Source organism: Streptomyces sp. Ag82_O1-12 (genome assembly GCF_900182715.1).
Classification (GTDB): domain Bacteria; phylum Actinomycetota; class Actinomycetes; order Streptomycetales; family Streptomycetaceae; genus Streptomyces; species Streptomyces massasporeus.
The window spans coordinates 2,113,177-2,127,669 of record NZ_FXUW01000001.1 but is presented as its reverse complement, the minus strand read 5'-3'; the positions used below and the strand labels follow the sequence as shown (position 1 = coordinate 2,127,669).

Annotated in this window: 8 protein-coding genes and 2 pseudogenes; 6 read left to right on the top strand and 4 right to left on the bottom strand. The window is 71.6% G+C overall.

Features of this window, described 5'->3' with window-relative positions; translation table 11 throughout:
- Positions 1 to 7: 7 nt before the first annotated feature.
- A complete protein-coding gene (locus QOL88_RS09825; RefSeq protein WP_097216059.1) occupies positions 8 to 1,246 on the bottom strand; it encodes an ADP-ribosylglycohydrolase family protein in 1,239 nt (412 codons plus the stop codon).
- The gene (locus tag QOL88_RS09820; protein ID WP_097216058.1) at positions 1,243 to 2,328 is read right to left on the bottom strand and encodes an ADP-ribosylglycohydrolase family protein; all 1,086 of its coding nucleotides are present in this window, start codon (positions 2,326 to 2,328) and stop codon (positions 1,243 to 1,245) included. Before QOL88_RS09820 ends, QOL88_RS09825 begins: the two co-directional genes overlap by 4 nt.
- 216 nt (positions 2,329 to 2,544) lie before the next feature.
- Between QOL88_RS09820 and QOL88_RS09815 the strand changes: the two genes are divergently transcribed.
- The 6 genes and pseudogenes from QOL88_RS09815 (at position 2,545) to qcrB (ending at position 12,387) form a co-directional block, all read left to right on the top strand.
- Positions 2,545 to 3,276, top strand: a complete 732-nt coding sequence (locus tag QOL88_RS09815; RefSeq protein ID WP_097216057.1) for a VIT1/CCC1 transporter family protein — start codon at positions 2,545 to 2,547, stop codon at positions 3,274 to 3,276.
- A gap of 385 nt (positions 3,277 to 3,661) precedes the next feature.
- Positions 3,662 to 8,260 carry a glutamate synthase large subunit gene (gene gltB / locus QOL88_RS09810; protein WP_097216056.1) on the top strand — a complete coding sequence of 1,533 codons (4,599 nt, stop codon included), beginning with the start codon at positions 3,662 to 3,664 and terminating at the stop codon, positions 8,258 to 8,260.
- Positions 8,253 to 9,716, top strand: a complete 1,464-nt coding sequence (locus QOL88_RS09805; RefSeq protein ID WP_031108862.1) for a glutamate synthase subunit beta — start codon at positions 8,253 to 8,255, stop codon at positions 9,714 to 9,716. Before gltB ends, QOL88_RS09805 begins: the two co-directional genes overlap by 8 nt.
- A 434-nt stretch (positions 9,717 to 10,150) precedes the next feature.
- Positions 10,151 to 10,393 (top strand): annotated as a pseudogene (locus QOL88_RS38810) (ATP-binding cassette domain-containing protein); the annotation flags it as partial.
- A gap of 84 nt (positions 10,394 to 10,477) precedes the next feature.
- Positions 10,478 to 10,621, top strand: a pseudogene (locus QOL88_RS09795) (VWA domain-containing protein); the annotation flags it as partial.
- A gap of 110 nt (positions 10,622 to 10,731) precedes the next feature.
- Positions 10,732 to 12,387: a cytochrome bc1 complex cytochrome b subunit gene (gene qcrB / locus QOL88_RS09790; protein WP_097216055.1), complete on the top strand. Its 1,656-nt coding sequence runs from the start codon at positions 10,732 to 10,734 to the stop codon at positions 12,385 to 12,387.
- Here the strand turns inward: qcrB and QOL88_RS09785 are convergent.
- Both QOL88_RS09785 and QOL88_RS09780 read right to left on the bottom strand, forming a co-directional pair.
- A complete protein-coding gene (locus tag QOL88_RS09785) occupies positions 12,362 to 13,321 on the bottom strand; it encodes an acyl-CoA dehydrogenase family protein (protein WP_097216054.1) in 960 nt (319 codons plus the stop codon). The two genes, qcrB and QOL88_RS09785, sit on opposite strands and share 26 nt — an antisense overlap.
- Positions 13,321 to 14,460: an acyl-CoA dehydrogenase family protein gene (locus QOL88_RS09780; protein WP_097216053.1), complete on the bottom strand. Its 1,140-nt coding sequence runs from the start codon at positions 14,458 to 14,460 to the stop codon at positions 13,321 to 13,323. The genes QOL88_RS09785 and QOL88_RS09780 overlap by 1 nt, the downstream gene beginning before the upstream one ends.
- Between the last annotated feature and the right edge of the window lie 33 nt (positions 14,461 to 14,493).

The following is a 14,493-nucleotide window of genomic DNA, read 5'->3' as shown; positions in this document are numbered from 1 at the left end:
GGCCGCATCATCCACCCGGGCGGGCCGGTTGCACCGCTTCCAGGAGTTCGGCGAGTTCCACGAGGTCGGTGCCGGTGAGGCGGGGGAGGACGCAGCCGGAGAGGGTGCGGCAGGTCTCCCGCCAGGAGGCGGGGATCGAGGCGCCGCCGCCGAGGGCGCCGGTGAGGGCGCCCGCCAGGGCCGGGGCGGAGTCCGCGACGCGGGACAGGCAGGCCGCGGCCGGGATCGCCTCCGCGGTGCGGCCGTGGGCGGCGGTGGCCAGGGCGAGGGCGACCGGGACCGTCTCGGCGGCGGCGATGCCGTAGCTGTAGACGTGGTCGACGATCTGGTGCTCCAGGGGCGGGACCAGGGCGAAGGCGCTGTCCGCGGCGGCGGCGAGCGCCAGGGCCTGCCGGGCGTTGCGGCCGATCTCCGTCTCCTCGGGGAGCTCGGTGAGGGCCGCGGTGACGCAGGCGTCGACGTCCGCGCCGGCCAGGGCGAGCGCGAGGGCCGCCGCCATCGCGCGGGCGCCGTGGACGCCGTCGCCGTCCTGGGTGTAGCGGGCGTCGAACTCGGCGAGGTCGGCGGCGCTGCGGGGGTCGCCGGGGTGGGCCACGGCCAGGACGCAGGCGCGTACGCAGGCGGCGTCGTCGAAGTAGTGCGGGTTGTCGTGGCCGGTGGCGGGTGGGCGCAGGCCGGTGGCGAGGTTGCCGAGGCCGGCGCGGACGGAGATGCGGGCGCGCAGGGGGAGTACGGCGGACTCGATCTCGGGGGCGCGGTTCGCCGCGGCGGCGACCTCGGCGGCGAGGGCGTTCCAGGTGAGGTCGATGGCGGCTCGGATGCGGCGTTCGCGGCTGAGGTCGTCTCGGACGGTGTCGTCGCCCGCGCGCAGGAGGGCTTCTGCTGCGAAGGCCGCCCACTCGGCGTCGTCGGAGGGGCCGAGGCGGAGGGGCTCGGGGGGCTGGTTCAGGGCGATGGGGACGGGGAGGGTGGTCGTGGCGTTGTGTTCGGCGAAGGTGTCGAGTTCGCGGGTGAGGCGGCGGGTCCAGTCGGGCATGCGGGCGGCTCTGTGGCGGGCGGCGGGCCAGCCTGCGGCGTCGCCGGCGGCCAGTCCGAGCAGGAGTCCTTCGGCCCTCCTTGTGGCCTCGGCTTCGCCTTCGGCCCCTTTGTCTCCCGCCCGCGCACCGCCCGTCACTGTCACCCGAGAGGCCCTGGTCTCCCGTGGGGCGCTTTCGCCCTCGCCGGTCGCGGGTGCGTGGGTCGTCATGTGGGGGTCTCCGATCCGTCGCCGGCGACCAGGATGAAGTCCGTCGGGCCCGGGGCTTCGGCGCCGGCGGTCGGCCGGTCCTCGTCCTCCGCCGGTGTCAGCAGGTCCGCCACGTCCAGGACGTGGTAGCCCGCCATCGCCGGGAGGCATCTGCCGAGGACCGGGCCGATGGGGGTCGTCCAGGACCGCGGGATCGCCGACACTCCCCGGGTCGCGCCCGCCAGGGCCCCCGCCACCGCCGCCGTCGTGTCCGCGTCGCGGCCCATGTTCACCGCGGTCAGGACGGACTGCTCGAAGTCGCCGTCGGCCGCCGCGTACGCGCCGAAGGCGAGGGCGACGGCCTCGGGGGCCAGGTCGGTCCAGGGGTAGCCGCCGATGACGACCGCGGAGCGGACCGCGCGTTCGCCGCGGTGGGCGACGGCCACCGCGCGGCGCAGGCTGCGGGCCGTCCAGGAGTCGTCGGGGACGACCGCGAGGGCCGCGGCCACGACCGCCGTCGACGGCGCGCCGGCCATGGCCGCCGCGACGCCAGCCGCCACCGCCTGGCCGCCGTAGATGCCCTCGCCGTCGTGGCTCACCGAACCGTCGATCGCGACCAGCCGGGCCGCCTCCGCCGGGCGGCCCGCCGCGAACACCCCGAAGGGAGCCGCGCGCATGGCCAGGCCGTCGCTCCAGGCGTGCCGGTGCTGCGCGGAGATCGGGGCGGCCAGCCCCCGGCGGAGGTTCTCCAGTGTGCCGCGTTCGCTGAAACCGGCGCCTCGGAAGGGGCCCTCGTCGCGGTCGGCGATCCACTCGTGCCAGGCCGCCTCCACATGGGCCGGGGTGAGCGCGGAGCCGTGCCGGGCCAGCAGGAGGCCGGAGAAGATCGCGTACTCGGTGTCGTCCGTGCCGGACGGGTTATCAGTGACGTAGCCGGTGATGCGGCCCCACCGGGCGCGGATCTCGGAGGGCTTCAGGTTCTCGGCCGGGGCCCCGAGGGCGTCACCGACGGCCAGACCCAGCAGTGCGCCGCGTGCGCGTGCGCGGAGCCCGGTGGCGTCCCCGGGCGCCGGGACGGAGGGGATGCAGGCGATCGATGCCATACGGCATGTGTCCCACTCCGGTGACGCCGCCGAGCCTCACGAGCCTCAGCGTCACCCGGTCGACATCTGGGCGCACTGATGATCAAGTGAGCGCGAAACGGTAAAACCGCAGGTTAGCGCAGCCTTTCCTTGCTGGCGAGGTCGGAATTCGACGGGTACTTTTGTTGCTGTAAAACTCTGGAACGTGTCCAAAAGACGGGGAGTGGGGTTCCTTCCATGGCCATCATCGAGACCGAGGCGACGCTGCACGAGGCGCACCGGGACAACCACACGCACCGGGACGTGAACGGCGGCTGGCTGCGTCCCGCGGTGTTCGGCGCGATGGACGGCCTCGTTTCCAACCTCGCCCTGATGACCGGCGTCGCGGGCGGAGCGGTCAGCCAGCACACCGTGGTCCTCAGCGGCCTCGCGGGCCTGGCCGCCGGTGCCTTCTCCATGGCCGCCGGCGAATACACCTCCGTCGCCTCGCAGCGTGAGCTCGTCGAGGCCGAGCTGGACGTGGAGCGGCGCCAGCTGCGCAAGCACCCCAAGGACGAGGAGGCCGAACTCGCCGCGCTCTACGAGTCGAGGGGCGTCGAGCCGGGGCTGGCCCGCGAGGTCGCGCGGCAGCTGTCGAAGGACCCCGAGCAGGCGCTGGAGATCCACGCCCGGGAGGAACTGGGTATCGACCCCGGCGATCTGCCCTCGCCGACCGTGGCCGCGGTGTCGAGTTTCGGCTCCTTCGCGCTGGGCGCGCTGACGCCCGTCCTGCCCTTTCTGCTGGGCGCGAGCAGCATGTGGCCCGCGGTGATGCTGGCGCTGCTGGGGCTCTTCCTGTGCGGCGCGGTGGTGGCCAAGGTGACGGCACGCACCTGGTGGTACAGCGGCCTTCGGCAGCTGCTTCTGGGAGGCGCGGCGGCCGGTGTGACGTACGCCCTGGGCACCTTGTTCGGAACGGCCGTAGGATAGCGCGGCTCGGACCTATGCAAGGGACTGCATAGGTAGCCGTTACTCGCTGGTTTCGAATGGGGAACCACCGGGCATGAGCCGTAAGCGCTGCGGGCAACGACGCTCGCCGCGCACCCCCCCGGCGGGGTGGGCGACGACGCCCGTCCCGCTCCTCGGGCCGATGGAAACCGATCTGACCCGATCGTTCCGCGCGGTCCCTCCATAGCTTCCACCGCAGGGCGCGGTACCCCCGCCGCGCACCCGCGGTGTCCGCATGCTGGAACGGATTATCCCGGTTCCCGAGAACCGCTCCATCATGTAACCTGCACGAAATTTTGCGATCACGCGAGGGCCAACGTCGTCCCTCGGCACTTGCATATGCCAGATGACGACGACGGGAGAGCCGATGCGTACGCCGCGCCAGCCGTCCCAGCATTCCGCGAATGGCCAGAACTGGTCCTTCATGGATGCTCGCCCTGCTGCGCAGGGTATGTACGACCCCCGCAACGAGCACGACGCCTGCGGCGTCGGCTTCGTCGCCACCCTCACCGGCGAGGCGTCCCACACCCTGGTCGAGCAGGCTCTGACCGTCCTGCGCAACCTCGAACACCGCGGCGCCACCGGCTCCGAGCCCGACTCCGGCGACGGCGCCGGCATCCTGTCGCAGGTCCCGGACGCCTTCTTCCGTGACGTGGCCGGATTCGAACTGCCCGACGCCGGCTCCTACGCCGTCGGCATCGCCTTCCTGCCGGAGGACTCCACCGCCGACGCCGTCTCGCAGATCGAGACGATCGCCGCCGACGAGGGCCTCACCGTCCTCGGCTGGCGCGAGGTGCCGGTCGCCCCCCAGCTGCTGGGAGCCACCGCCCGGTCGACCATGCCGGTCTTCCGCCAGATCTTCGTCAGCGACGGCGCTTCGGAGGGCATCGCCCTCGACCGCAAGGCCTTCGTGCTGCGCAAGCGCGCCGAGCGCGAGGCCGGCGTGTACTTCCCGTCGCTGTCCGCGCGGACCATCGTCTACAAGGGCATGCTGACCACCGGCCAGCTGGAGCCCTTCTTCCCGGACCTGTCCGACCGCCGTTTCGCCTCCGCGATCGCGCTCGTGCACTCCCGGTTCTCGACGAACACGTTCCCGTCGTGGCCGCTGGCCCACCCCTACCGCTTCGTCGCGCACAACGGTGAGATCAACACCGTCAAGGGCAACCGCAACTGGATGGTGGCCCGCGAGTCGCAGCTCGTCTCCGACCTGTTCGGCTCCGACGACAAGCCCATCGACCGGATCTTCCCGGTCTGTACGCCGGACGCCTCCGACTCCGCCTCCTTCGACGAGGTCCTGGAGCTCCTGCACCTGGGCGGCCGCTCCCTGCCGCACTCCGTGCTGATGATGATCCCGGAGGCGTGGGAGAACCACGACTCCATGGACCCGGCCCGGCGCGCCTTCTACCAGTTCCACTCCACGATGATGGAGCCCTGGGACGGCCCGGCCTGCGTCACCTTCACCGACGGCAAGCAGGTCGGCGCGGTCCTGGACCGCAACGGCCTTCGCCCCGGCCGCTACTGGGTCACCGACGACGGCCTCGTCGTCCTCGGCTCCGAGGTCGGCGTCCTGGACATCGACCCCTCCAAGGTCGTCCGCAAGGGCCGCCTCCAGCCCGGCCGCATGTTCCTCGTCGACACCGTCGAGCACCGCATCATCGAGGACGACGAGATCAAGGCCGAGCTCGCCACCGAGAACCCCTACGCGGAGTGGATCGAGGCCGGCGAGATCGAGCTCGAGGACCTGCCCGAGCGCGAGCACATCGTGCACACGCACGCCTCGGTCACCCGCCGTCAGCAGACCTTCGGCTACACCGAGGAGGAGCTGCGCGTCCTCGTGGCGCCGATGGCCAAGGCCGGTGCCGAGCCGATCGGCTCCATGGGCACCGACTCGCCGATCGCCGCGCTGTCGGACCGCCCGCGCCTGCTCTTCGACTACTTCACCCAGCTGTTCGCGCAGGTCACCAACCCGCCGCTGGACGCCATCCGCGAGGAACTGGTCACCTCCCTGCGCTCGTCGCTGGGCCCCCAGGGCAACCTGCTCGACCCGAACGCGGCCTCCTGCCGCAGCGTCCTGCTGCCCTTCCCGGTGATCGACAACGACGAGCTGGCCAAGCTCATCCACATCAACGCCGACGGCGACATGCCCGGCTTCAAGGCCGCGACGCTCTCCGGCCTGTACCGAGTGCACGGCGGCGGTGACGCGCTGGCCGCGCGCATCGACGAGATCTGCACCGAGGCCGACGCCGCCATCGAGAACGGCGCCCGCCTGATCGTCCTGTCGGACCGCCACTCGGACGCCGAGCACGCGCCGATCCCGTCGCTGCTGCTCACCGCGGCCGTCCACCACCACCTCATCCGCACCAAGCAGCGCACCCAGGTGGGTCTGCTGGTCGAGGCCGGTGACGTCCGCGAGGTCCACCACGTCGCCCTGCTCATCGGCTACGGCGCCGCCGCCGTCAACCCGTACCTGGCGATGGAGTCCGTCGAGGACCTGGTCCGCGCCGGGACCTTCCTGCCCGGCATCGAGGCCGAGCAGGCCATCCGCAACCTCATCTACGCCCTGGGCAAGGGCGTGCTGAAGGTCATGTCCAAGATGGGCATCTCGACGGTCGCCTCCTACCGCGGCGCCCAGGTCTTCGAGGCCGTCGGCCTCGACGAGGCCTTCGTCGAGAAGTACTTCAACGGCACCGCCACCAAGATCGGCGGCATCGGCATCGACGTCGTCGCCAAGGAGGTCGCCGCCCGGCACGCCAAGGCCTACCCGGCCTCCGGCATCGCCCCGGCGCACCGCGCCCTGGAGATAGGCGGCGAGTACCAGTGGCGCCGCGAGGGCGAGCCGCACCTGTTCGACCCGGAGACGGTCTTCCGCCTCCAGCACTCCACGCGCTCCGGCAAGTACGACATCTTCAAGAAGTACACCGAGCGCGTGAACGAGCAGTCCGAGCGGCTGATGACGCTGCGCGGCCTGTTCGGCTTCACGTCGGACCGGCAGCCGATCTCCATCGACGAGGTCGAGCCGGTCTCCGAGATCGTCAAGCGCTTCTCCACGGGCGCCATGTCGTACGGCTCCATCTCCCAGGAGGCGCACGAGACCCTCGCCATCGCCATGAACCAGCTGGGCGGCAAGTCCAACACCGGTGAGGGCGGCGAGGACCCGGAGCGCCTGTACGACCCGGCCCGCCGGTCGTCCATCAAGCAGGTCGCCTCCGGCCGCTTCGGTGTGACCTCCGAGTACCTGGTCAACTCCGACGACATCCAGATCAAGATGGCCCAGGGCGCCAAGCCCGGCGAGGGCGGCCAGCTGCCCGGCCACAAGGTCTACCCGTGGGTCGCCAAGACGCGGCACTCGACGCCGGGCGTGGGGCTCATCTCCCCGCCGCCGCACCACGACATCTACTCCATCGAAGACCTCGCCCAGCTGATCCACGACCTGAAGAACGCGAACCCGCAGGCGCGGATTCACGTGAAGCTGGTCTCCGAGGTCGGCGTCGGCACGGTCGCCGCGGGTGTCTCCAAGGCGCACGCGGACGTCGTCCTGATCTCCGGGCACGACGGTGGTACGGGTGCCTCGCCGCTCACGTCGCTGAAGCACGCCGGCGGTCCCTGGGAGCTCGGCCTCGCCGAGACCCAGCAGACGCTGCTGCTCAACGGCCTGCGCGACCGCATCGTCGTCCAGACCGACGGCCAGCTGAAGACCGGCCGTGACGTGGTCATCGCCGCGCTGCTCGGCGCCGAGGAGTTCGGTTTCGCGACCGCTCCGCTCGTCGTCTCCGGCTGCGTCATGATGCGCGTCTGCCACCTGGACACCTGCCCGGTCGGCATCGCCACGCAGAACCCGGTCCTGCGCGAGCGCTACTCCGGCAAGGCCGAGTACGTCGTGAACTTCTTCCAGTTCATCGCCGAAGAGGTCCGCGAGATCCTCGCCGAGCTGGGCTTCCGCTCCATCGAGGAGGCCGTCGGCCACGCCGAGGCCCTCGACGTCACGCGGGCCGTCGACCACTGGAAGGCACAGGGCCTGGACCTGGAGCCGCTGTTCCACGTGCCCGAACTGCCCGACGGCGCGGCGCGCCACCAGATCATCGCGCAGGACCACGGTCTGGAGAAGGCGCTCGACAACCAGCTGATCAAGCTGGCCTCGGACGCGCTCTCCGCGACCGGTGCCACCGACGCCCAGCCGGTGCGCGCCCAGGTGCAGATCCGCAACATCAACCGCACGGTCGGCACCATGCTCGGCCACGAGGTGACGAAGAAGTTCGGTGGCGCGGGCCTGCCCGACGACACCGTCGACATCACCTTCACCGGCTCCGCGGGCCAGTCCTTCGGCGCCTTCGTGCCGCGCGGTGTCACGCTGCGCCTGGAGGGCGACGCCAACGACTACGTCGGCAAGGGCCTGTCCGGCGGGCGGATCGTGGTCCGCCCGGATCGCGCGGCCGACCACCTCGCCGAGTACAGCGTCATCGCCGGCAACACGATCGGCTACGGCGCCACCGGCGGCGAGATGTTCCTGCGCGGCAAGGTCGGCGAGCGGTTCTGCGTCCGCAACTCCGGCGCCACGGTCGTCTCCGAGGGCGTGGGCGACCACGGCTGCGAGTACATGACCGGCGGTCACGCGGTGGTCCTCGGCGAGACGGGCCGCAACTTCGCGGCCGGCATGTCCGGCGGTATCGCGTACGTGATCGACCTGGACCGCGACAACGTCAACGTCGGCAACCTGGACGCCGTCGAGGCGCTGGACGACGACGACAAGCAGTGGCTGCACGACGTGGTCCGCCGCCACCAGGAGGAGACGGGCTCGACCGTCGCCGAGAAGCTCCTGGCCGAGTGGGACTCCGCCGTCGAGCGGTTCAGCAGGATCATCCCCAGCACCTACAAGGCAGTGCTCGCCGCCAAGGAAGCCGCCGAGCGAGCCGGTCTCTCCGAGACCGAGACCCACGAGAAGATGATGGAGGCGGCGATCAATGGCTGACCCGAAGGGCTTCCTGAACCACGGGCGCGAGCTCGCCAAGTCCCGCCCCGTCGAGGAGCGCGTCAAGGACTGGAACGAGGTCTACGTTCCCGGCTCCCTGCTGCCCATCATCAGCAAGCAGGCCAGCCGCTGCATGGACTGCGGCATCCCGTTCTGCCACAACGGCTGTCCGCTCGGGAACCTGATCCCCGAGTGGAACGACTACGCCTACCGCGAGGACTGGGCGGCCGCCTCGGAGCGTCTGCACGCGACGAACAACTTCCCGGAGTTCACGGGCCGTCTGTGCCCCGCTCCCTGCGAGGCGGCGTGTGTGCTGGGCATCAACCAGCCGCCGGTCACCATCAAGAACGTCGAGGTCTCGATCATCGACAAGGCGTGGGAGACCGGGGACGTCGCCCCGCAGATCCCGGAGCGCCTGTCCGGCAAGACCGTCGCGGTCATCGGTTCGGGCCCGGCGGGACTCGCCGCCGCCCAGCAGCTGACCCGGGCCGGCCACACCGTCGCCGTCTACGAGCGCGCGGACCGCATCGGAGGTCTCCTCCGCTACGGCATCCCCGAGTTCAAGATGGAGAAGCGGCACATCAACCGCCGCATCGAGCAGATGCGCGCGGAGGGCACCCGCTTCCGCACCGGCATCGAGATCGGCCGCGACCTGAAGGCCACGGACCTCAAGAAGCGCTACGACGCGGTCGTCCTGGCCGTCGGCGCGACCATGGCGCGTGACCTGCCGGTGCCCGGCCGTGAACTCAAGGGCATCTACCAGGCCATGGAGTACCTGCCGCTGGCCAACAAGGTGCAGGAGGGCGACTTCGTGGCGCCCCCGATCTCGGCCGAGGGCAAGCACGTCGTGGTCATCGGCGGCGGCGACACCGGCGCGGACTGCGTGGGCACCGCCCACCGTCAGGGCGCGGCCTCCGTCACGCAGCTGGAGATCATGCCCCGCCCGGGCGAGGAGCGGAACGCGGCCTCCCAGCCGTGGCCGACCTTCCCCATGCTGTACAAGGTCACCTCGGCCCACGAGGAGGGCGGTGAGCGGGTCTACTCCGTCTCGACGACCCACTTCGAGGGCGACGAGGACGGCAACGTCCAGTGGCTGCACCTCACCGAGGTGGAGTTCATCGACGGCAAGCTGACCCCGAAGCCGGGCTCCGAGCGCAAGATCCCCGCGCAGCTGGTCACCCTCGCCATGGGCTTCACCGGCACCGACCGGGAGAACGGCCTGGTCGAGCAGTTCGGCCTGGAGCTCGACGAGCGCGGCAACATCGCCCGCGACGACGACTTCCGGACCAACGTGCCCGGCGTGTACGTAGCCGGTGACGCCGGCCGCGGCCAGTCGCTCATCGTCTGGGCGATCGCGGAGGGCCGCTCGGCGGCGCGCGGAGTGGACCGTGCCCTCACGGGTGCGAGCGAGCTGCCGGCGCCGATCCGCCCGACGGACCGCGCGCTGATGGTCTGACCGCACCTCAATCGCGGTTTGGCCACCTCGACCGTGGTCTGACCGCACCACAACCGCGGTCCGCCACCTCACCCGTGGTCCGGCCACCTCATCCGTGGTCCGACCGCACTTCTCAAGACGTCCCGCACAAAGGCGTGCGGAACACTGACGGCGCCTGCCCCTTGTCCCCGACCGGACGAATGGGCGGGCGCCGTCGCACGTCCTCAGCGGTTCTCGTTCCCGGTTCCGGGTGCGTTCGCGTGCCCGTCCGGCCACACCTGGATGTGGTCCTCCTCCAGCTCCAGCAGCACCCGGTCCGCCATGCCCAGGGCCGCGGTGTACGACAGCGCCGCGCGCTCCTCGCTGCGCAGGGGCACCGAGAGGTCCGGGCCGGCGCCGCGCACGGCCGCCCGCAGCGCCTTCGGACCGAGCCCGGAACCGGCCGCCGGCAGAACCCCGGCGGGCAGCAGCAGCGGGTCGCCATCGCCCGGGCCCTCGCCAACAGCCCAGCCCTGCTGCTCGCCGACGAGCCGACCGGCCAGCTCGACGCCGCCACCGGCCTGGCGGTGATGGAGCTGCTGCGGGCCGTGGTGCGCAGCGAGGGCGTCACGGCCCTCGTCGCCACCCACGACCCCCAACTCCTGGGCTTGGCCGACCGGGTGCTGGAGCTGAGCGACGGTGCGGTCGTCGAGGAGTGATCGGAGCGTTGGGTCGGTCCAGCGGTGAGCGGGGCGGTGGTCCGGGAGCGATCGGAGCGGTCGCCGAGGAGTGAGAGGATGCGGCCCATCGCGGGGTTCTTCCACGCGGGGGAGGATCCCCGGAAGGTCTCGGACACCGAGCTGTACGACCGACTGGTGGGCGAGTTCCCGAAGTGGCTGGTGGCCGCGCGGGCCCAGGGCATCGTCAGGGACCCCCGCAGCCGCTGACCGGGGCTCGCTCCCCTGGCCCAACCGTCCCGCCCCTTGGCCCACGCCCCGTTTGCACGGCCGCGACACCGTGCCACGCTGGGAAGGATCCGACGGGGAGGCGACGACGTATGGGCGACGACGGCGCACGACGGGTGTACGGGACGGACTCCGCGGACCGGAGACCTCCCGCCGGCAAAGGCGAGAAGCTCGCCGACTGGGCGGACGGGCGGCTCGGGCTCTACGGCCTGGCCAAGGCCAACATGCGCAAGGTCTTTCCGGACCACTGGTCCTTCATGCTGGGCGAGGTCACCCTCTACAGCTTCATCGTGCTGATCCTCACCGGCGTCTACCTCACCCTGTTCTTCGAGCCCAGCATGCAGGAGGTCGTCTACAACGGCTCCTACACGGAGCTCAACGGCGTGCTCATGAGCAAGGCGTTCGAGTCCACCCTGGACATCAGCTTCGATGTGCGCGGCGGGCTGTTGATCCGCCAGATCCACCACTGGGCGGCCCTGGTCTTCATCACCGGCATGCTGGTGCACATGATGCGGGTGTTCTTCACGGGAGCCTTCCGCAAGCCGCGCGAGCTGAACTGGCTCTTCGGCTGGACCCTGCTGATGCTCGGCATCATCACCGGCCTGACCGGCTACTCCCTCCCCGACGACCTGCTGTCCGGCACCGGCATCCGCTTCGCGCAGGGCGCGATCCTGTCGATCCCGATCGTCGGGACGTACCTGTCGTTCTTCCTGTTCGGCGGGGAGTTCCCGGGCGAGGACATCATCTCGCGGCTGTACCCCGTCCACATCCTGCTGCTGCCCGGGATCATGCTCGGCCTGGTCACCGCCCATCTGATCCTGGTCTTCTACCACAAGCACACCCAGTTCCCGGGCCCCGGACGCAAGGAGCGGTCGGTCGTCGGGATGCCCTTCCTGCCCGTCTACATGGCCAAGGCCGGCGGCTTCTTCTTCCTCGTCTTCGGCGTCCTGACGGTGATGGGCGCCATCGCCCAGATCAACCCCGTGTGGGCCTTCGGCCCCTACCGCCCCGACCTGGTCACCACCGGCGCCCAGCCCGACTGGTACCTCGGGTTCTCCGAGGGCCTGATCCGGGTGATGCCGGGGTGGGAGATCAACTTCTGGGGGCACACGCTCGTCCTCGGCGTGTTCATCCCCTTCTCGCTGTTCCCGCTGATCCTGCTCGCCCTCGGCCTCTACCCCTTCATCGAGGCCTGGATCACCGGCGACAGACGCGAGCACCACATCCTGGACCGGCCGCGCAACGCGCCCGTGCGCACCGGCCTGGGCGTGGCCTGGCTGACCCTGTACGCGGTGCTGCTGATCGGCGGCGGCAACGACATCGTCGCCACCCATCTGCATCTGTCCATCAACGTGATCACCTGGTTCGTGCGGATCGGCGTCTTCGTGCTGCCGGTCGCCGCCTTCATCGTCACGAAGAAGATCTGCATGGGCCTGCAGCGCCGCGATCGCGCCAAGGTGCTGCACGGCAGGGAGACCGGCACCGTCAAGCGGCTGCCGACCGGTGAGTACATCGAGGTCCACGAGCCCCTCGCGCAGGCCGAGCTGTTCACCCTCACCCAGCATGTGCAGCACCCGCCGTACGAGGTCGGGCGCGAGGTCGACGCGGGGGGTGTCCGCCGCAAGGTCAAGCGGTCCGAGCGGCTGCGCGCCCGGCTCGCGAAGGCCATGTACGGGCCCGACGCGCGGATCGAGAAGCCGACGGTGGAGGAGTACCGGGAGATCACCAGCGGCGATCATCCGCACTGACGACCAGGGCCCGGCACTCCTCGGGCGCGCCCCAGGCGGTGCGCAGGGCCCGGGCCTTGGTCAGCCACAGCGACAGTCCGTACTCCGCGGTGTAGCCGATCGCCCCGTGCAGGTGCAGCGCGGTCCGGGCGGTGGCGTACGCCGCCTCGCACGCGGCGGCCTTGGCGGCGGCGGCGTCGGAGGGCTCCATGGTCAGCGCGGCGCCGAACACCAGCGGGCGCGCGAACTCCAGGGCGATCCTCGCGTCGGCCAGCCGGTGCTTGACCGCCTGGAACGAACCGACGGGGACCCCGAACTGGGTGCGCTGCTTGACGTATCCGACCGTTCTGTCGAGCAGTGCCAGGCCCACGCCGAGGGCCTGTGCGGCGGTGGCGAGGCGGGCCCAGGTGAGGGCCTCGTCCGGGGGGAGCGCGAGGAGGTCGCCGCCGGGGAGGAGCGGGGTGAGGCGGCGGGCCGGGTCGAGGGAGGGGCGCACGGGGCCGTGGCCGGGGGAGAGGCGGATGCGGCCGGGCCCCCAGGAGATCCGGAGGGCGGCCGCGTCGCCGTCCAGGGCGTACGCCCCCTCGGCGGCCACCGTCGCCATCGTCTCCCCGGACGCCAGCGCCGGCACCAGCCGCTTCGCCGTCCCCGGGTCCGCCCTCTCGAGGAGCACCGCCGCCAGGACCGTCTCGACGAGGGGGCCCGGCACCGCGTGGCGGCCCAGCTCCACGAAGGCCGCCGCCAGTTCGACCGGCCGCGGGCCCAGCCCCTCGTACGCCTCCGGCACCGCCAGCGCGAACACGCCCGCCTCCGCGAGACGGGACCACAGCGCCCGCCCGCTCGCATGGTCGCCCCGGCTCCAGTCCCGGATCACCGCGGGGGTGTCCGCCGCCGTCAGCAGGCCGTCCAGCGACGCGGCGAAGGCCCGCTGCTCGGCGTCCAAGAGAAAACGCATCAGCGGCGGCCCTTCGGCAGGCCGAGCAGGCGCTCGGCGATGATGTCCCGCTGGATCTCGTTCGTGCCCGCGTAGAGAGGCCCGGCGAGGGCGAAGACGTACCGCTCCGCCCAGTCGGTGTCGGCGCGCTCGCCGTCGGGGCCGAGCAGGTCGAGGGCCGTCTCGTGCACAGCGATGTCCAGCTCGGACCAGAAGACCTTGTTGAGGCTCGACTCGGGGCCGACGCGCTCGCCGTCCAGGAGGCGGGAGGCGGCCGCGTAGGTGAAGAGCTGGTAGGCGCGGGCGCCGATCAGGGCGTCGGCCACCCGGTCACGCGCGGACGCCGGCCGGCCCTGCCGCCGCCACAACTCCTCCAGCCGGTGGGCCGAGGCGAGGAAACGGCCGGGGGATCGGAGCATCAGACCCCGTTCGTTGCCCGCCGTCGACATCGCGATCCGCCAGCCCTGGCCCGGCTCGCCGATCACGTCCTCGTCGGGCACGAAGACCTCGTCCAGGAACAGCTCCGCGAAGGCCGGCTTGCCGTCGAGGCGGGCGATCGGGCGGACCGTGACACCCGGGGCGCGCAGACCGAACATCAGGTACGTCAGACCCTGGTGGGGTTTCGCCGCGTCCGGGTCGCTGCGGAACAGACCGAAGGCGCGATCGGCGAACGCCGCCCGCGAGGACCAGGTCTTCTGGCCGGTCAGCAGCCAGCCGCCGTCCGTGCGCACGGCCCTCGCCCGCAAGGACGCCAGGTCCGAACCGGCCTCCGGCTCCGACCAGGCCTGCGCCCAGATCACCTCGCCGGAGGCCATCGGAGGCAGGACCCGGGACCGCTGCTCCTCGGTGCCGTGGTCGAGGAGGGTCGGGGCGAGCAGCTGGATGCCGTTCTGGCCGACGCGGCCCGGCGCGTCGGCCGCCCAGTACTCCTCCTCGAAGAGCAGCCACCGCAGGAGCCCCGCGTCCCTCCCGCCGTAGCGCGAAGGCCAGTTGACGACCGACCAGCGGTCCGCGGAGAGCTCCGCCTCCCAGGCGCGGTGCGCGGCGAAGCCCTCCTCGGTCTCCAGGGAGGGCAGGGGCGCGCGCGGCACGTGCGCGTGCAGCCACTCCCGCACCTCGGCGCGGAACGCCTCGTCCGCCGGGGAGAACGCCAGGTCCATGACCGCCCCTCCTTCCCTAACAAGTGTTTGGTA

Excerpts from the sequence above, each read along its gene's own strand:
- QOL88_RS09825 (WP_097216059.1), bottom strand. The coding sequence starts at position 1,246 with ATGACGACCCACGCACCCGCGACCGGCGAGGGCGAAAGCGCCCCACGG.
- QOL88_RS09820 (WP_097216058.1), bottom strand. The coding sequence starts at position 2,328 with ATGGCATCGATCGCCTGCATCCCCTCCGTCCCGGCGCCCGGGGACGCC.
- QOL88_RS09815 (WP_097216057.1), top strand. The coding sequence starts at position 2,545 with ATGGCCATCATCGAGACCGAGGCGACGCTGCACGAGGCGCACCGGGAC.
- gltB (WP_097216056.1), top strand. The coding sequence starts at position 3,662 with ATGCGTACGCCGCGCCAGCCGTCCCAGCATTCCGCGAATGGCCAGAAC.
- QOL88_RS09805 (WP_031108862.1), top strand. The coding sequence starts at position 8,253 with ATGGCTGACCCGAAGGGCTTCCTGAACCACGGGCGCGAGCTCGCCAAG.
- qcrB (WP_097216055.1), top strand. The coding sequence starts at position 10,732 with ATGGGCGACGACGGCGCACGACGGGTGTACGGGACGGACTCCGCGGAC.
- QOL88_RS09785 (WP_097216054.1), bottom strand. The coding sequence starts at position 13,321 with ATGCGTTTTCTCTTGGACGCCGAGCAGCGGGCCTTCGCCGCGTCGCTG.
- QOL88_RS09780 (WP_097216053.1), bottom strand. The coding sequence starts at position 14,460 with ATGGACCTGGCGTTCTCCCCGGCGGACGAGGCGTTCCGCGCCGAGGTG.